Origin of the sequence: Streptomyces sp. NPDC000594 (assembly GCF_040299965.1) — a bacterium.
In the GTDB taxonomy this organism is placed as follows: Bacteria; Actinomycetota; Actinomycetes; order Streptomycetales; family Streptomycetaceae; genus Streptomyces.
The window spans coordinates 72,124-90,290 of the sequence record NZ_JBEPCY010000025.1 but is presented as its reverse complement, the minus strand read 5'-3'; the positions used below and the strand labels follow the sequence as shown (position 1 = coordinate 90,290).

Below are 18,167 nucleotides of genomic sequence, written 5' to 3'. Positions count from 1 at the left end.
GTAGGGTGATCGCCCGGTCAACGCCCATATGAATTTGGTGATTACGGACAGAGGGGGCAACGCGGGGATGGGTACGGCGACGCGTGCGCGCGATGGGCGGACTTCCGAGCGGCGCCGTGGAGCCCCCCGCGGGCGCGCCGGGAGAGGGGCGGTGCCGTCGGGGCCGCCCGCCTCGACCACGCTGCGGCCGTTGGCCCGCACCCGGCGGATCGGCCCGCTCCAGCTGCGTCAGCTGGCACTGGTGGAGATCGCGCTGGCCCTGGTGGTGATCGGGGCGGCGCTCGGGGAGCTGTGGCTGGTGCCCGCGGCGGCGGTCGGCGCGCTCCTGGTGCTGCTGGCCTTTGTCCGCCGGCGCGGTCAGGCCGTGCAGGACTGGGTGTCGACGGCGCTGGCGCTGCGGTCGCGCGGCCGGGCCACCGACGCGGCGCCCGCCGGATGCGATCCCACCCTGGCGCCGGTCGCGGAGGGTGTCCCGGGCTTCGGCCCGTATCCCTATGTGGACCGCCGCCGCCGTACGGTCGGCATGGTCGGTGACGGAACGTTTCTGACGGCGGTGGTACGGGTCGAGGCGAGCGGCGACGGGCTGCGTCCCGCGTTCGGCGCGCGGGCCTTCCCGCTGGCGGTGCTGGGCGACGCGCTCACCGTGGACGACATCGTGGTGGAGTCGGTGCAGCTGGTGCAGCAGGTGCGCCCGGCGCCCGCGCCCCATCTGCCGCAGCAGGCCCCGGCCCGGCTCTCGTACGCGCCGCTCCAGGAGCGGACGGGCGCCCCCGCCCTCCGGCTGACCTGGGTGGCGGTGAAGCTGGACGCCGAGCTGTGCCGGGACGCGGTCCAGGCGCGCGGCGGCGGTCTGGAGGGGGCGCAGCGGGCGCTGGTGCGGGTGGCGGACCATGTGGCGAGCCGGGTCACCGGCGCCGGGTTCCAGGCCGTGGTCCTGGACCAGGAAGAGCTGAACACCGCGCTGGCGACGGCGGTCTGCGCCCATCCGGGGCTCACCGCGCGCGCGGGGCGGCCGGACGCGACGCCCCAGCGGCGGACGGCGGAGACCTCGCGGGTGTGGCGCTGTGACGACCGCTGGCACACGACGTACGCGGTGGCGCGCTGGCCCGAGCTGGGCCGGGGGTCGGCGCCGCTGCCGAAGGTGGTGTCGCTGCTGATGTCGGTTCCGGCGTACGCGACGACGTTCAGTCTGACGCTGCGGCGGGGCACCCACCGGGGGGACACGGCGGTCTCGGGGCATGTACGGGTGACGGGCCGTTCGGACACGGAGCTGGTGGGGGTGCGGCGGGTGCTGGAGGCGGCGTCACGGACGGCCGGGGTGGGGCTGGTGCGCCTGGACCGTGAGCAGCTGCCGGGTGCGCTGGCGACGCTGCCCCTGGGGGGTACGCGATGAGGCGCGCGGTACGGGCGGCGCGCGGGCTGCTGGGTCCGCGGCATCCGGGCCATGTCGTGCCCACCGCCGAGCTGGGCGCGCTGTCGCTGCCGGTGGGGGACGACGGTGTGGTGATCGGCGACGATGCCGAGGGGCGTTCGCTGACGCTGGGTCTGCACCGGGCGACGCGGTACGACGTGGTGCTGATCGGCGGTCTGTGGACGGCGCAGGTGCTGGCGCTGCGGGCGGCGGGCACCGGGGCCAGGGTGGCGGTGGAGACGGGCCGGGTCGAGGCGTGGACGACGCTGGCGCAGTCGGCGGGCGCGGGCCTGGAGTGTGTGACGCTGCACCAGGTGGGGCGGGTGCCGCCGATGGGGGCGATCGTCTCGGATCCGGTGGTGGTGGTGCGGGACTGCGGGATGCGTCCGCCGCGCGGCCGGGTGGTGTCCTCGCCGTGGCAGTCGGTGGTGACCCTGCTGCCCTATCTGAGCCCGGTGGCGCCGCGGCTGCTGCGGGACGCCACGCTGGTGGGGGTGCAGCAGGTGTCGCCGCAGGAGGCGGAGCAGATCGGCAGGATCCTGGGGCTGTCGCGGGACGAGGTGGCGACGCTGCCGACGCTGACGGACGGCGTCACCCTCTGGTGTTCGGGGCGGGAGCGGCACTGGGTGCGGACCGCGCCCACCGATCCCGAGGTGGGGCTGCTGGGGTCGCCGCGCCGGATGGACTGACCGCCGCCCGGCGGCCGTTCCGCTGTTTTCGTATGTTTGTCCACCGGTCCGTTCGTACGGTTGATTTTCCCTCGGGTGGCCGGGTGCGGTCGGCATAGGATGCGCCGTGATGCGGCCCGACGCCGGGCCCGGGTGCCCGATGGGCGCGGGGCGGGGCGGCGGGGCCGGCCGTCTCGACCGGAAAGGGAACAGGACGATGGGCAGCGCGCAGGAGAGGGACGAGCTGTACTCCCTCGACATCTCGGACGTGGAATGGCTCAGTGCGCCGGGTACGGAGGAGCACGAGGAACGGGTCGAGATCGCCCATCTGCCGGGCGGCGGGGTCGCGATGCGGTCGTCGCTCGACCCGGAGACCGTGCTGCGGTACACGGAGGCGGAGTGGCGGGCCTTTGTGCTCGGGGCGCGGGACGGCGAGTTCGATCTGACCTGAGCGGCCTCCGGCGCGGGTGAGCGGGGGCCGGGGCGCGGCTGACACGCCGTCCGGCCCCCGCGACGGGGGTACGGGAGGACGGCACCCCGGTGGTCGGCCTGCCGGGTGGGGTGTGTCGGCGACTAGGGTCTGTCTGACGGATCAGGCTGGATCAGGGAGCGGGGTCTGGTGCCGTGCATCGCAAGGCGGAGGATTGAGTCCATGCGGAGCATCGGCGATTGACGAGAACGCAGCGAGGTGCGGTGCCAGGGCACGTGAGCCCGGCAAGTTCCGTCAGACAGGCTCTAGGCTGGTGCGAGCAGCGGCACGAGAACCGCGGGAAGGCACCACCGCGCTGACCCGGGTGGCCGGTGGACCGGAGGGACCGCAGGGATGCGGTCGCCCGTTCCGCCGTGGCGCCAGGGTGTTCAACCATTCCAGGAGGCACAGTGAACAGCGATCGGGACGAGTTCCGCGGGGAGTGGGACCTTTCCGCCGACGAGTCCGACGCGGAGCCCGCCGAGCTGACGGGTGAGTTCACCATCGACTACACCCCGCCGGCCTGGTACACGCAGAACGCCTCGGGCGAGACCCCGGCGACCCGGCCGGCCGCGCAGGTACCGCCGGTGCCGCAGCCCGCGCCGCCCCAGGTTCCGGTGGCACCGCCGGTGCCGATGGAGCCGCAGGCCCCGGTGACCCCGGCGCCCGCTCCCCCGCCGACGACCGGTGCACCCGCGCCGAGCGCGCCCGCGGCCGAGCCGCTGGGCGGGGGCGATGGGGAGCCGGGGGCGACGATGCGTTTCTCGCCCAGTGCGCTGAAGCGCGAGTTCGCGGCGCTGGACGCGGCGAAGAAGGCGATGGAGGCCAAGGAGGCGGCGAAGACGGCCGAGTCCGGCCCTGCGGAGGCGCCCGCCGCGTCCGACGCCCCCGCCGAGCAGCGGGAGGCCACCCCGGACACCGGCACCGGCACCGACCCGGTGGAGGCCCCGGCGCCCGACGCCGCCGCGCCGCAGCCGCCCGTACCGCAGCAGGCAGTGCCCGCCGTGCCCCAGCAGCCCGGCCCCGACGTACCGGTCCCGGACGCGGCGCCGCACGGCGGGATGCCCTGGGCCCCGCAGCCGGGCCCCGGCGTATCGTCACCGGAAGTGCCGCCGCTGCCGCCCGCCTTCCAGCCCGCCGCTCCCCCGCCGGTCCAGGGGTGGCCCGCGCAACCGCCCGTACAGCCACCCGTACAGCCGACCGCGCAGGAGGGGCCGGGGGCCTTTCCTCCCGTACCGCCGGTGCCGCACCAGGCCGGGCCGCCCCCCGGGCCGTTCGGTCCGCCGCAGCCCGGTCCGCACGCGGGTCCGCACTCCGGCGGGTACGGCTTCCCTCCGCCGCACGGCGACGGCGGTGCGGCCTACCCCCTGCCGCCGCAGCAGCAGGGCGCCCCGCAGCCCCCGCCCGGCTACGGCTATCCGCAGCAGTCGCCGCACGGCGCGGTGCCGCCGCCCCCGTACCAGCAGCAGTACCCCGCCCAGGGGCAGCAGTTCGACCCGCAGACCGGGGCGCAGTGGCCCACGCCCGTCGCCCATGACCCGCGCGAGCGCGCGGTGCCGGGGGCGCCGCTCGGCTACACCGCCGCCGTGGAGCTCTCCTCGGACCGGCTGCTGCGCAACAACCGGCAGAAGCCGCGCTCCAGCCGCAACCCCTCCGGGGCGTCCCGCTTCCGGCTGGGCGGCAAGCGGGAGGAGGCGGAGCGCCAGCGCAAGCTGGAGCTGATCCGTACGCCGGTCCTCTCCTGCTACCGGATCGCCGTGATCAGCCTCAAGGGCGGGGTCGGCAAGACCACCACGACCACCGCACTGGGCTCGACCCTGGCCACCGAGCGGCAGGACAAGATCCTGGCGATCGACGCCAACCCGGACGCGGGCACCCTCGGGCGCCGGGTGCGCCGGGAGACCGGTGCCACCATCCGCGATCTGGTGCAGGCGATCCCGTACCTCAACTCGTACATGGACATCCGGCGGTTCACCTCCCAGGCGCCGTCCGGCCTGGAGATCATCGCCAATGATGTCGACCCGGCGGTCTCCACGACCTTCAACGACGAGGACTACCGGCGGGCGATCGAGATGCTGGGCCGCCAGTACCCGATCATCCTCACCGACTCGGGCACCGGGCTGCTCTACAGCGCGATGCGCGGGGTGCTGGACCTCGCCGATCAGCTGATCATCGTCTCCACCCCCTCGGTGGACGGCGCGAGCAGCGCGTCGACCACGCTGGACTGGCTCTCCGCGCATGGGTACGCGGAGCTGGTGCAGCGGTCGGTCACCGTGGTCTCCGGGGTGCGCGAGACCGGCAAGATGATCAAGATCGAGGACATCGTGGCGCACTTCCAGACCCGTTGCCGCGGGGTGGTGGTGGTGCCGTTCGACGAGCATCTGTCGGCGGGCGCCGAGGTCGATCTGGATCTGATGCGGCCGAAGACCCGGGAGGCGTACTTCAATCTGTCGGCGCTGATCGCGGAGGACTTCATCCGCGCCCAGCAGCAGCAGGGGCTGTGGACGGCCAATGGCAATCCGCCGCCGACGATGGCGCCGCCGATGCCGGGGTATCCGCAGCCGCAGCAGGGGGTTCCGCCGCAGGCCGCCTATCCCCCGGCCCCCGGACCGGGACCGGGACCGGGACCGGCCCAGGGTCAGCCGCCGGGGCCGTACGGGCCGCCGCCCACCGACCGGCCGGGAGTGCCACAGCAAGGGGTGCCGCAGCAGGGGGTACCGCACCAGCCCATGCCGCCGCAGATGCCGCCCGCGCCGCCCCAGACCGGGATGCCCCAGACCGGGGTGCCGTATCCGCCGTCGGCCCCGTACGGCGCTCCGGCGCCCTACCCGGGCCCGGTCCCGCAGCAGCCCGAGCCGGGCGACCCCCGGGCGCAGCAGCAGGTACCGCAGCCGCCACAGGCACCGCAGTCACCGGCCGGCTGGCCCTTCCAGCCGCCGCCCGTGCCACCGGGCCGGCCGCCCGCCCCGGAACAGCGGGAACAACAGGAACAGCGGGATCAGCCGGAGCAGCAGCCCCCCGCCGGTTCCTGACCCTCCCGGTATCACCCGGTATCACCGATGCCGCCCTCACCTCCGGGTGCGGGCGGCATCGGCGGTACGGGCCGTGCACGCCCCCTCCCGCGCTCCGTTGACGGGGCCGGACCGGCCCTGGTACATCTCGCAGTCACCCTTCCGTGAAGGACGACACGAGGTCACCGTCATGGTCATTGAGGTCTCGTCCCGCACCCGCGTCCTGTCGATCCTCCTCTGCGGGGTCGCCCTGCTGACGGCCGTCCCCCAGGCAGCGGCGGGGGCGGACAGATCCGCGGACGGCGGGAAGAGCGGGGACGGCGGGCGCAAGGTCCTGACGATCGCGCTCTCGCAGAGTGTGGACTCGCTCAGCCCCTTTCTCGCCCAGCGGCTGGTCTCCACCTCCGTCCACCGGCTGACCTACGAGAATCTGACCAACTACGACGCCGGGGACGGGCGGACGATCCCCGGGCTCGCCACCGGCTGGAGATCGTCGCCGTCCAAGCTGACCTGGACGTACACCATCCGCGCCAACTCCACCTGGTCGGACGGGAAGCCGGTCACGGCCCATGACGCGGCCTGGACGTTCACCAGGATGATGAAGGACGAGAAGGCGGCCACGGCCAACGGGAACTTCACCGCCAACTTCCGGAAGGTGACCGCCCCCGACGCCCGGACCCTGGTGGTCGAGCTGCGGAAGCCCCAGGCGACGATGGTCGCGCTGGATGTCCCGATCGTGCCGCGCCATGTCTGGGAGAAGGTCGGCGACCTCGGTTCCTTCAACAACGACAAGGAGTTCCCGATCGTCGGGAACGGCCCCTTCGTCATCACCGACTTCAAGGTGGACCAGTACATCCGGCTGAAGGCGAACACCTCCTTCTGGCGGGGGGCGCCCCGCTTCGACGAGCTGCTGCTGAAGTTCTACAAGGACGGTGACGCGGCGGTCGCGGCGCTGCGCAAGGGCGAGGTCTCCTTTGTGCAGGGGCTGGTCCCGGCGCAGGCGGCGGCGTTGCGGAAGGCCGGGAGGATCAAGGTGAACGACGCTCCCGGGCGGCGGTTCCTGGCACTCGCGGTCAACCCGGGGGCGCGCTCCCGGGACGGCCGGGGCTTCGGTACGGGGCATCCGGCGCTGCGGGACCCCGCGGTGCGTTCGGCGCTCTTCCGGGCGGTGGACCGGCGGGAGATCGTGGACACCGTGTACCGGGGTCACGCGGTCGAGGGCGAGGGGTATGTGCCGCCGAGGTTCGGCGCCTACCACTGGCGCCCCGGCGCGGAGCAGAAGCGGGCGTACGACCCCCGGCGGGCCGCCGCGCTGCTGGACGGGGCGGGCTATCGCCGCAGCGGTGGCGGGCCGCGCCTCGGCAAGGACGGGAAGCCGCTCTCCTTCCGGCTGCTGTGCCATGCGACGGATCCGCTGGAGACCCATATCGGGAAGTACCTCGGCAGCGTCTGGGACGATCTGGGGATCGATACCCGGCTGGAGTGTCTGGACAATGTCACCGACCCCTGGCTCAAGGGGGACTACGACCTCGCGTTCGACGGCTGGTCGGTCAACCCGGACCCGGACTATGTCCTCGCCATCCACACCTGTGCCGCGCTGCCCGCCACCCCCCGGGCCACCGGCTCCACGGACAACTTCATCTGCGACCGGGTCTACGACCGGCTCTACGCCCGGCAGATAGCCGAGTACGACCCGGTGAAACGGGCGGATCTGGTGCGCCGGATGCAGTCCCGGCTCTATGACACGGGGCTGATGAACATCCTGCTGTATCCGAACGCGGTGGAGGCGTACCGCACCGACCACATCGCCTCGATGACCACGATGCCGGCCGCGGCGGGGAATCTCTGGGGCCAGGACGGCTACTGGAGCTGGTGGTCGGCGGTGCCCGCCGAGGGGCACGGCGAGGACACGGACGGCGGCTCGGCGACCGGGGTCGTGGTGGGCGTCGGGGCGGCCCTCGCGGTCGCGGTCCTGGTGGGGGTGGCGGTGGTGCTCCGCAGGCGGGCCACGGCCGATGCCCGTGAGTAGCCCCGGCGCGGCACGGCGGGATCACCCCGGAGGCACACGGCGGGATCACCCCGCAGGCCGGCACCCCGCAGGCCGGCACTCCGGAGGCCGGAACTCCGGAGGCGTACGGCGGCGGCGCGGCGGACCGGGCCGGCGCGCGCGGTGACCGCCGGGGGGAGCACGGGATCCCCGGTGGTACGGGGTGGTGTGCCGCGCGCCTATCCCCGGTACGCGGCGGGCAGGCTCGGCGGGGCCGCGGTCTCCCTTCTCGCGGTGCTCGTCACCGGCTTCTTCCTCTTCCGGATCATCCCGGGGGACCCGGTGAAGGTGCTCACCCAGGGCACCCCCACCACGGCGGAGGAGCTGGCCTCGCTGCGCCGCCAGTTCGGCCTGGACCAGCCCCTGTGGCGGCAGTTCACGGAGTACGCGGGGCAGGCGCTCACCGGGGATCTGGGGATGTCGTACCAGTTCCGGGCGCCGGTCGGGGAGCTGATCGCCCAGCGGCTCCCGGCGACGCTGCTGCTGACCGGGGTGGCCGTGGTGCTCTACTCGGCGCTCGGACTCTGGCTGGGCGCGCGGAGCGCCTGGCGGCACGGCGGCCGTGCGGACCGGGTGCACACCGGGATCGCCCTGGTCCTGTGGTCCGTCCCCTCCTTCTGGCTGGGGCTGCTGCTGATCGTGGTCCTCGGGGTGGGGGCCGGGCCCGTCCCGGGACTCTTCCCCACCGGCGGGATGGAGTCCGGCGACACCGCCGGGGCCGCCCGCGTGGTCGATGTGGCCCACCACATGGTGCTGCCGGTGCTGACCCTGGTGGCGGTGGGGTACGCACAGACCCTGCTGGTGATGCGGTCGTCGCTGCTGGACGAGCGGGGCGCCGACTATCTGACCACCGCACGGGCGAAGGGGCTGCGGGACGCCGTGGTACGGCGCCGGCACGCGGTGCCCAACGCGCTGCTGCCCACAGTGACGATGGTCTTCATCAATCTGGGCCATGTGGCCGCCGGGTCCATCCTGGTGGAGACGGTGTTCTCCTGGCCGGGCCTGGGCGGGCTCTTCTACCAGGCCCTGAGGGTGCCCGATCTGCCCCTGGTGCAGGGGCTGTTCATGGTCTTCGCGGGGGCGATGATCCTGATGAACCTCCTGGCCGATCTGGTCTATCCGTTCCTGGACCCCCGGGTGGCCCGATGAGCGGGTCGTCCCTGGTGTGGCGGCGGCGCCGGGCGACGGCGGCGCGGCTGGGGCGGGCCTATCTGGCGCAGCGCGCCGGGCTGTTCGGGCTGGCCGCGCTGGTCCTGACGGGGGTGCTGGCGCTGACGGCGCCGCTGCTGGTCGACCCGGACATCCGGGAGGTGACCGGGGCACCGGGCGAACCGCTCCAGCCGCCGGGCGGGCGCTTCTGGCTGGGCACCGACCAGTTCGGGCGGTCGCTGCTGGAGCTGCTGCTCATCGGGGCGCGGGTCTCCCTGGCGGTGGGGCTGCTGGCGGCGGCGCTCTCGGTGGCGATCGGCACCCTCGTCGGGATCGTCGCGGGGCACTACGGCGGCTGGTGCGCCACCGTGCTGATGCGGGTCACGGACTGGTTCCTGGTGATGCCGACGCTGGTCCTGGCGATCGTGCTCGCCACCGTGCTGGACCGGGGCCTGGGGACGGTGGTCCTGGCGATCGGGGTGACCAGCTGGCCCACGACGGCACGGCTGGTACGGGCGCAGACCATCGCGGTCGAGGCCCGCCCGTACATCGAACGCGCGCGGGCGCTCGGCGGCGGGGACCGGCACATCATGGGCCGCCATGTCCTGCCGCAGGTGATGCCGCTGGTGCTGGCGCAGACCACGCTCGGGATCTCGGCGGCGATCCTCACCGAGGCGACCCTCGCCTTCCTCGGGCTCGGCGACCCGACGGTGATCTCCTGGGGCGGGATGCTCCAGGAGGCGCGGGCCGCCGGGGCGGTCTCCTCCGGCCACTGGTGGTACCTCGCCCCGCCGGGGGTCGCCATCGCGCTGGTGGCGCTGGCCTTCACGCTCTGCGGGCGGGCGATCGAGCGGATCCTCACCCCGGAACCGGGGGCGGGACGGTGACCCTGCTGGAGATCGAGGAGCTGCGGGTGACCTATGGGTCGGGGGCGTCGGCGGTGCCCGCCGTGCGCGGGGTGGATCTGCGGCTGCCCGCCGGGCGGAAGCTGGGGCTCGCCGGGGAGTCGGGGTGCGGCAAGACCACGGTGGCCCTGGCGCTGCTGCGGCTGCTGCCGCCGTCGGCGCGGATCGAGGGCCGGATCCTGCTCGACGGCGAGGATGTGCTCACCCTGGGCTGGGGGCGGCTGCGGGCGGTGCGCTGGGCGGGGGCGTCGATCGTCTTCCAGGGGGCGATGCACGCACTGAACCCGGTACGGAGGGTGGGCGAGCAGATCGCCGAGCCGATGCTGCTGCACCGGCGGGCGGCGACACCCGGGGCCGCCCGGCGGCGGGCCGGTGAGCTGCTGGCCCAGGTCGGTCTCGCCCCGGCGCGGGCGGCGGCCTATCCGCATGAGCTGTCCGGCGGGCAGCGCCAGCGGGTGATGATCGCCATGGCGCTCGCCTGCGACCCCGGGCTGATCGTCGCGGACGAGCCCACGACCGCGCTGGATGTCATGGTCCAGGCGCAGATCCTGGGGCTGATCGGCGGGCTGGTGGAGCGGGAGCGGATCGCGCTGCTGATGATCAGCCACGATCTGGCGGTGCTGGCGGAGGTCTGCGACCGGCTCGCGGTGATGTACGCGGGGCGGGTGGTCGAGGAGGGGCCCGCCCGCGCGGTGCGCTCCGGGGCGCTGCACCCCTATGGGCGGGCCCTCGCCGCCGCCTTTCCCCGGGTCGGGGACCCCGCGTCCCGGCACGCTCCCCGGGGCCTGCCGGGCGACCCGCCCGACCCGTCGGCGCTGCCCTCCGGCTGCGCCTTCCGGCCCCGCTGCACCCTGGCGGTGGACCGCTGCGCCCAGGAGGACCCGCCCCTGGCCCGCCACGGCCCGGCCCCGGTCCCGGGGGCTCAGGAGGCAGGGGCGGAGGAGCGCGTACCGCAGGGCACCGCCCGGGACGACACCCCGGGGGTTCCGGAAGCGGGGCCGTCGGAAGCGGGGCCGGAGCGTCCCGTACCCCCGAAAGGCGAAGCCGAAGCGCGGTGGGTGGCCTGTGTACGGGGTGGGGCCGGGCAGGAGGACGGGGGTACGGCATGAGCATCGCGGGCGACGGGGCGCTGCTGGCGGCCGAGGGGCTGTGTGTCGGCTTCCCCGGGCGGCACGGGGGGCCGGGGGTACGGGCCGTGGACGGGGTGGATCTGGAGATCGGGCGGGGCGAGATCGTGGCCCTGGTCGGGGAGTCCGGCTGCGGGAAGACCACCCTGGCGCGGGCGCTGCTCGGGCTGGTGGCCCCGGAGCGGGGCCGGGTGCTCTTCCGGGGCGAGCCGCTGGACCGGTCCGCGCGCGGGCTCACCGCGTACCGCCGGCGGGTGCAGCTGGTGCTCCAGGACCCGCGCGGGGCGCTCAACCCCCGGCACACCGTCTACGACGCCGTCGCCGAGGGGCTGCGGATCCATCGCGTCGGCGGTGACGAGCAGGCGGCGGTGACCGCCGCCCTGGCCCGGGTCGGGCTGCGGCCCGCCGAGCGTTATCTGCTGCGCTACCCCCGGGAGCTGTCCGGCGGGCAGCTCCAGCGGGTGGTGATCGCGGGCGCCCTGGTGCTGGCGCCCCGGCTGCTGGTCGCGGACGAGCCGGTCGCCTCCCTCGACGCGTCGGTGCGCGGCGAGATCCTGGCGCTGCTGCTGCGGCTACGGGCCGAACTGGGGCTGTCCGCGCTGGTGGTGACGCACGATCTGGGGCTGGCCTGGAACATCGCGGACCGGGTCGCCGTGATGTACCTGGGGCGGATCGTGGAGTGCGGCACGGTGGAGGAGGTCCTGACCGCGCCCCGCCACCCGTACACCCGGGCGCTGCTCTCGGTGCTGCCCGAGGCCGCCGGGGAGCCGGTGGTGCTCACGGGGGAGCCGCCGGACCCGGCCGCGATCCCCCCGGGGTGCCGTTTCCACCCCCGCTGCCCGGTCCTGGCGTCGGGCGGGGCCGGGGGGCGCGGGGTCGCGGAGCGCTGTCGTACGGAGGATCCGGCGGTGCTCACCGGGGCGGGCGCGGCCTGTCACTGGGCCGAGGGCCCCGTACCGCCCCACCCTCCGAGGGGGTCATGACCGCCTCGGTCAGCGGCCCGCCGTCAGCTCGCGGCACTCCTTGACGTCCGCCGCCATCGCGACCAGCAGCGCGTCCACGGACTCGAACTTCCGCTGCCCCCGGACGTACGCGAGGAAGTCGACCGCGACATGGAGCCCGTACAGATCGAGGCCGACCCGGTCGATGGCGTACGCCTCCACCGTCCGCTCGGTCCCGTCGAACTGCGGGTTGGTGCCCACCGAGATCGCCGCGGGCATGCGTTCGCCGTCGGCCGTCAGCCAGCCCGCGTACACCCCGTCCTCCGGGATCGCGGTATGCGGCAGGGTCTCCACATTGGCGGTGGGGTAGCCGAGTTCCCGGCCGCGCTGGGCGCCCCGGACCACGATGCCCTCGACCCGGTGCGGACGGCCCAGGATCTCCGCCGCGCCCGCGACATCGCCCTCGGCGACCAGCCGGCGGGTGAGGGTGGAGGAGAACGGCTGCCCGCCGCCCGCGTCCCCGGAGACAAAGAGGTCGACGACCTCCACCGCGTAGTCGTAGGTGGTGCCCAGCTCGGCCAGGAACCCCACATTGCCCGCCGCGCGGTGGCCGAAGCGGAAGTTGGGGCCCTCCACCACCAGCCGTGCGTGCAACTTGTCGACCAGGACCTTCACGATGAAGTCGGCGGGCGACAGCTTCGAGAACTCGGCCGTGAACGGCAGTACCAGGACCGCGTCCACACCCAGCTCGGCCATCAGCTCGGCCCGCCGGTGGTGCGGGGCGAGCAGCGGCGGATGGCTGCCGGGGCGGACGACCTCGCTGGGGTGCGGGTCGAAGGTGACGACGACCGACGGCACCGAGAGTTCACGGGCGCGCTCCACCGCCCGCCCGATGATCAGCTGGTGTCCGCGGTGCACCCCGTCGTAGGAGCCGATGGTGACGACGCTGCGTCCCCAGTCCTGGGGGATGTCCTCCAAGCCACGCCAGCGCTGCACTGTGACCGCTCCTCGCCCGAACCTGTTACGAATGCCGCTTCCACGACTGCCGACTATGCAGGTCTAAGACTGCCATGCCCGGGTCCGTCGTTCGGCATCGGCACCGGACCGCCGCCCGAGCCGCCCTCGGAACCCCCGTCGGAACCGCCCTCCGAACCGCCCTCGGGACCCCTGTCGGAACCGCCCCCCGGAGCGAGCACCGAGGCGAAGCCGGGGCACTCCTCGGCGAGCCGGTGGACCCGCCGTCGCAGCCGGTCCACGCCCTCGGGGGTACGGGCGAGCGCCTGTGCGGTACGGCGCAGCAGCTCACGGGTCTCGGCGGGCGGGCGGTGCGGATGGCCGAGGGCGAGGGCGCGCAGCACGGCGTCCAGGGCCTGGTGGGCCTCCCGGTGTTCCGGGTGGCCGGGGTCGGCGGCGCGGTCGCCGCAACGGTCGAGGAGCAGGCCGAGGAGTTCGGCGCGCAGCGGGCGCGACGCGGGGCGGCCGGGGGCGGCGAGGACCGGGGCGAGGGCGGCGCGCACCCCGCCGGGTCCTTCCCGCAGCCAGTCGCTGACCAGGGGGAACAGTACGGCTCTGGCGCGGGGGCCCTGGTCGAGGCGGCGGTCGGCGAAGACGGCGGCGTGCGGCGCTCCTTCGGGGTGCCGCGCTAGGTACTCGGCGACGAGGGCGGCGGCGCGGCGGGCCGGTGCGGGGTCGGTGGGCCGGGCCAGGGTCCGGACCACCTCGGCCGCTCCCTCGTCGGCGAGGAGCCGGGCCCGGAAGGCGGCGAGCACCTGTTCGGGGTGGTCGGCCAGGGCGGTGGCGAGCGCGTCGGGCGGCAGTCCGGGGGTGCGGGCGGCGAAGGCGGCGAGGGCGGTGGGGAGGGCGCGGTCGCGGGTGTGCGGGTCGTACAGGAGCAGGGCGAGCGCGCTTCCCCGTACCTCCGGCTCCTGGGGGTCGGGGTGGTGGGGCAGGGCGGGTACGGGCAGCCGCGGCAGTGCCGGTACGGGCTCCAGCAGCGCGTAGGCGGCGTAGCGCAGCAGCCGGCGGTCGGCGTCGGTGGTGACCCGGGGGCGGACGGCCCGCGCGTATCCGGCCGCCGCGGCCCGGCGCCGGGGGTCGGGGCCGTGGGCCCAGCGGTCGACGGCGCGGCAGAGGGCGGAGGGTTCGTTCTCGGCGAACGCCAGCAGCAGTTCGGTGGCGCGGGGGTGGGCGGTGTCGACGAGGGTGTCGGCGAGGTCGTCGAGGGCGAGGGTGCGGCGGGCCCAGAGGACGGCCTGGGCGGCGCTGCCGACCGTGGGCCAGGGGGTGCCGGGGCGGGCGCCGGGGAGGGGGGTGCGGTCGGTGAACCAGCGGCAGAGCAGGGGCTGTACGGCGGCGGGGTCGGCCTCCAGGCAGAGCACGACGGCGTCCAGATAGCGCGGCGCCCGCCCGGCGCTCCCGTCACTCCCGGGTCCGCTGGGATCGCCCGGAGCGCCATGGTCGCCGGGAGCGGTCCGGCGGGCGGGAGCCAGGGGGGTGCCCCGGGGCGGCGGGGCCGGGCGGTCGGGCGCCCGGTCGGCCGGGAGGAGCAGCCGCAGCAGCTCCAGGCGGTCCGCGAGGGGCAGCGGCAGCAGCAGCCAGAACGACGGGTCGAAGGGGGCGAGGGCGGCCCGGCGGGAGGTGTGGGCGATCCGGGTGGCGAGGAGCCGGAGCATCGGCAGATATCCGCCGGGGTCGGGGAGCCCCAGCAGGGTCCCGCTGAGCAGCCGTACCGCCCAGCCATGGGCCTCGGTGCCCGGGTCGAGCCGTTCCGCCGCCTCGATCAGCTCCTTGAGCCGGCGGGTGAGGGCCGCCGGGCCGTGCACCCGGTCGACCCGGAGCAGGGCCTGGACGACCGGCCCGGACCGGTGGCGGGGGACGGGCAGCGCGGGCGGGGGCCGCAGTACGGCGGAGCCGGGGGGCGGCGGCACATATCCCTCGGTGCGGATGTGTCCGGGCCGGGCGGGCAGTCCGGCGGGCGGGGCGCCGCCCGGCCGGTGGACCAGGGAGCGCAGGGCCGCGGCCAGGTCGAGACGGTCCCCCTGGAGCCACTCGGCGACCTCCTCGTGGGCGAAGCGGTACCCCGCGCCCGCCGGGACGATCACCCCCTCGGTGAGGACCGCCGCGGCCCATCCGGCCCGCCAGGGGAACAGCTCCTCGAAGGACTCCCGGTCGAGTTCGCCGTGGCGGGGTCCGAGGCAGCGGCGGGCGGCCTCGTGGATCCGTCCGGCGACGGTGGCGGCGAGTCTGCGCACCCCCGTACCGCGCGGCACGGCACCGGTACCCCGCGGTGCGGGGCGGGCGGAGGCGGCGATCCGTACCGCGATCCGCAGCGCGACCAGGTCCAGATGGGCGGTGAGGATCTCGGCGCGGCCGGGGCATCCCGGGGTGTCGGGCGGCAGCGCCTCCCGTACCTCCGCGAGCAGCCGCAGCGCCAGGGGGTGGCGTTCGGCGTCGGGCGCGACGGAGCCCGGGGGCAGTCCGTAGCGCGCGCGGGCCGTGTCCGCCTCCGCCGGGGTGAGGGCGGCGATCCGGACGGCGGGCCGCTGGAGGGCGCCGGGCGGGTGCAGGGGCGCGGCCCGCTCCCAGTGCTCGGGGCGGCAGCCGACGACCATGCGGACGCCCCGGCTGACGAGCCAGTGGACGGTCGCGGCGGTCCACTCGTCCAGCCGGTGGGCGAGCGGGGCGGGCATCTCCTCGGGACCGTCCAGGACCACCAGCAGGGGACGGCCCGCCTCCCGGGCGAGATGGGCGGCGCGCTCCGGGGTGATCGGTCCGGCGCCGGTGGAGCCCGAGGCGGCGAGGATCCGTCCGGAGCGCTTCAGGGCGCGGGCCACGGCGTCGGCGACGGAGAGATCGGCGGCCCGCAGGTCGGCGCCGCGCAGCCAGACCGTGGGCGCGGGGACGGGGCCGTGGGTGCGGCGGGCGGCGAGGGCCACCAGTTCGGTGGTGCGGCCGGTGCCGGGGGAGCCGACGAGCGCGAGGACGGGCGCCGCGCAGCCGTCGAGGGCGGCGAGGACCCCGTACCGCGCCACCGGCCGGAAGCGGGCGGCCGGGCCGGCCGGGGAGACCAGCGGCCCCAGGGAGGTGGCGGTCAGCTCCAGGACGGCGGCGAGGTTGAGGTCGTCGCCGTAGCCGGGGACGGTGGCCGCGTTCCGCCGCAGCAGGGCGTCGAGCGGCTCCTCGCGCGCGGCGGGGGTGCGCAGCGGGAAGGCGAAGCCGACGGCCTGCCGGGGGGCGTGCAGGGCGGTGCCGAGGACGGCGAGGGCGGCGCCGGTGGTCGCGTCGAGGACGGGTCCCCCGGTGGCGCGGCTGCCGAGCCGCAGCGCCCGTCCGGCGTCGGGGGCGAGGCCCAGCTCGACGGCGTCCTCGATGAGGTGGTAGCGGTCGGTGGCGGTGTAGGTGGCCTGGACCGAGCCGAGGGCGCGGGCCTCGTGCCAGCCGCGCAGGGAGAGCCGTAAGCGGGTGCCGGGGACGATACGGCGGCGGGCGCTGATGGGGACGGGCCGCACCGCGAGCCCCTCGCTGCGGACCAGGGCGAGACCGCTCGCCGGGAGCGGCACGATGGCGTCGGCCTCGGCGAGGCAGATCCGCTCCCCCGGGGCCTGGAGCACCACCCGTACCAGCCCGTCGACGCTCTCATGGCTGGTGACGACCGTGCCGAGCTGATCGGCGACAAACCCGGTGCCCCGGGGCCGCCCCGCGAGATCGCGGAGATGTACGAGGATCGCCGGTTCGCCGCATGCCATGGACCGACGGTAGGGCGCGGCGGATCACCGGGTGAAGACTGCCGGGGGAAAGCGCCCCCGGGGCGCGCCTCGGTTCGCTCCGAGCGCCGCTCGCCCGGGGTGCGGGGCACGGGTTTCCGCGGTACGGGTGTGCGGAGGCACGGAGGTGCCGGGGCACGGGCGTACCGGGCACGGACCCACGCCGGTACGGGGGCACGGGCGTACGGATGTACGGGCATGCCCGGGGTACGGGGGTGCCGCGGTACGGGCATGCCGGGGTACGGGCGTACCGCGCTACGGGGGTGCGAAGGGTGCCGGGGTGGGACGGGGCCGCCCCCGGCACCGTGCGCGGGGCGGGTCAGGCGAAGACGGCGAGGCTCTTGGCCTTGCCGCGCTCCTCCTTGACCAGGGCGAGGAAACGCCCGTCCGGCCCGAAGACGGCGACCGGGTCGCTGTCGTACGCGGGCATGTCCAGCCGTACACCGTTCAGCAGCAGCCGGGCGCGGCGCTCGTCCACGTCCCAGCGGGGGAACGCGGCGGCGGCGGCCTCGGCGATCGGCATCACGGTCAGCTCCTCCTGGAGCTGTTCGAGGGTCCGCGCGCCGTCCAGGCCGTACGGGCCGACCCGGGTACGGCGCAGCGCCGTGAGGTGGCCGCCGACGCCGAGCCCGGCGCCGAGGTCACGGGCGAGGGCGCGGATGTACGTACCGGAGGAGCAGACGACGGAGACCACGACGTCCTTGACGGGGGTGCCGTCGTCGGCCCGCTCGTCGCGGACGTCGTAGACCCGGAAGGAGGAGACGGTGACCGGCCGGGCCGGGATCTCGAACTCCTCGCCGCCGCGGACCCGGGCGTAGGACCGCTTGCCGTCGATCTTGATGGCGCTGACCTTGGACGGGACCTGCATGATCGCGCCGGTGAGGGCCGCGACCCCGGTGTCGACGCCCTCGCGGGTCACCCCGGAGGCGTCGGTGGACGCGGTGATCTCGCCCTCGGCGTCATCAGTGACCGTGGTCTGGCCGAGCCGGATGGTGCCCAGGTACTCCTTCTCCGTGAGGGCGAGGTGCCCCAGGAGCTTGGTGGCGCGCTCCACCCCGAGGACCAGCACACCGGTGGCCATGGGGTCGAGCGTCCCGGCGTGTCCGACGCGGCGGGTCCGGGCGATCCCGCGCATCTTGGCGACGACGTCGTGCGAAGTGAAGCCCGACGGCTTGTCGACGATGACAAGGCCGTCGGGCGTGGTGGGACGCTGTGTCATGCGGAGGCTTCGTCCTCGTCCTCGTCCCCCGGCTTGCGGTACGGGTCCGCTTCACCGGCGTAGGCGGCGCCGGAGGATGCCTCACGGACCTTGGCGTCGGAGGCCCGCGCCTGGTCCAGCAGGTCCTCGATGGTCTTGGCGGTCTCGGGGAGCGCGTCGGCCACAAAGGTCAGGGTGGGGGTGAACTTGGTCCCCGCGGCGGCGCCCACCGCGGAGCGCAGCACTCCCTTGGCGCTCTGGAGTCCGGCGGCGGCACTGGCACGGGCCTCGTCGTCGCCGTAGACCGTGTAGAAGACCGTGGCCTCCCGCAGATCTCCGGTGACCCGGGTGTCCGTGATGGTCACATGGGTGCCGAGCCGCGGGTCCTTGACGCCGCGCTGTAGCTTCTCGGCGACCACTTCCCTGATGAGGTCCGCCAGTTTCTTCGCCCGCGCGTTGTCGGCCACTGGTCCTTCTC

Annotated in this window: 13 protein-coding genes; 9 read left to right on the top strand and 4 right to left on the bottom strand. The window is 75.2% G+C overall.

Annotation, left to right across the window (positions count from 1 at the left end; all coding sequences use genetic code 11):
* The first annotated feature begins 67 nt into the window (after window positions 1-67).
* From eccE to ABT354_RS27530, 9 genes are all read left to right on the top strand, one after another.
* Window positions 68-1,393 (top strand): type VII secretion protein EccE, encoded by a 1,326-nt coding sequence (gene eccE, locus ABT354_RS27570; protein ID WP_351498563.1) that lies wholly within the window; start codon window positions 68-70, stop codon window positions 1,391-1,393.
* Window positions 1,390-2,100, top strand: a complete 711-nt coding sequence (locus ABT354_RS27565) for a hypothetical protein (protein WP_351498561.1) — start codon at window positions 1,390-1,392, stop codon at window positions 2,098-2,100. The genes eccE and ABT354_RS27565 overlap by 4 nt, the downstream gene beginning before the upstream one ends.
* A gap of 196 nt (window positions 2,101-2,296) precedes the next feature.
* A complete protein-coding gene (locus ABT354_RS27560; RefSeq protein WP_351498559.1) occupies window positions 2,297-2,530 on the top strand; it encodes a DUF397 domain-containing protein in 234 nt (77 codons plus the stop codon).
* Window positions 2,531-2,958: 428 nt separating this feature from the next.
* Window positions 2,959-5,580, top strand: coding sequence for an SCO5717 family growth-regulating ATPase (locus ABT354_RS27555; protein WP_351498558.1), 2,622 nt, complete (start codon window positions 2,959-2,961; stop codon window positions 5,578-5,580).
* A gap of 169 nt (window positions 5,581-5,749) precedes the next feature.
* Window positions 5,750-7,588: an ABC transporter substrate-binding protein gene (locus ABT354_RS27550; protein ID WP_351498556.1), complete on the top strand. Its 1,839-nt coding sequence runs from the start codon at window positions 5,750-5,752 to the stop codon at window positions 7,586-7,588.
* A 141-nt stretch (window positions 7,589-7,729) separates the two neighbouring features.
* A complete protein-coding gene (locus tag ABT354_RS27545) occupies window positions 7,730-8,755 on the top strand; it encodes an ABC transporter permease (protein ID WP_351498554.1) in 1,026 nt (341 codons plus the stop codon).
* A complete protein-coding gene (locus ABT354_RS27540) occupies window positions 8,752-9,642 on the top strand; it encodes an ABC transporter permease (protein WP_351498552.1) in 891 nt (296 codons plus the stop codon). The genes ABT354_RS27545 and ABT354_RS27540 overlap by 4 nt, the downstream gene beginning before the upstream one ends.
* Window positions 9,639-10,769 (top strand): ABC transporter ATP-binding protein, encoded by a 1,131-nt coding sequence (locus ABT354_RS27535; RefSeq protein WP_351498550.1) that lies wholly within the window; start codon window positions 9,639-9,641, stop codon window positions 10,767-10,769. Before ABT354_RS27540 ends, ABT354_RS27535 begins: the two co-directional genes overlap by 4 nt.
* Window positions 10,766-11,770 (top strand): ABC transporter ATP-binding protein, encoded by a 1,005-nt coding sequence (locus tag ABT354_RS27530; protein WP_351498548.1) that lies wholly within the window; start codon window positions 10,766-10,768, stop codon window positions 11,768-11,770. The genes ABT354_RS27535 and ABT354_RS27530 overlap by 4 nt, the downstream gene beginning before the upstream one ends.
* A gap of 9 nt (window positions 11,771-11,779) precedes the next feature.
* On the opposite strand, the gene ABT354_RS27525 is transcribed toward ABT354_RS27530, so the two are convergent.
* The 4 genes from ABT354_RS27525 to rbfA all read right to left on the bottom strand — a co-directional run bounded on the left by ABT354_RS27525 (window position 11,780) and on the right by rbfA (window position 18,156).
* Window positions 11,780-12,724 (bottom strand): bifunctional riboflavin kinase/FAD synthetase, encoded by a 945-nt coding sequence (locus ABT354_RS27525; protein ID WP_351498546.1) that lies wholly within the window; start codon window positions 12,722-12,724, stop codon window positions 11,780-11,782.
* Between the two features lie 53 nt (window positions 12,725-12,777).
* Window positions 12,778-16,473 carry a serine protease gene (locus ABT354_RS27520; RefSeq protein ID WP_351498544.1) on the bottom strand — a complete coding sequence of 1,232 codons (3,696 nt, stop codon included), beginning with the start codon at window positions 16,471-16,473 and terminating at the stop codon, window positions 12,778-12,780.
* Window positions 16,474-16,810: 337 nt separating this feature from the next.
* Window positions 16,811-17,710 (bottom strand): tRNA pseudouridine(55) synthase TruB, encoded by a 900-nt coding sequence (truB, locus tag ABT354_RS27515; RefSeq protein ID WP_351498542.1) that lies wholly within the window; start codon window positions 17,708-17,710, stop codon window positions 16,811-16,813.
* Window positions 17,707-18,156, bottom strand: a complete 450-nt coding sequence (rbfA, locus tag ABT354_RS27510) for a 30S ribosome-binding factor RbfA (RefSeq protein ID WP_351498540.1) — start codon at window positions 18,154-18,156, stop codon at window positions 17,707-17,709. Before rbfA ends, truB begins: the two co-directional genes overlap by 4 nt.
* Window positions 18,157-18,167: the final 11 nt, after the last annotated feature.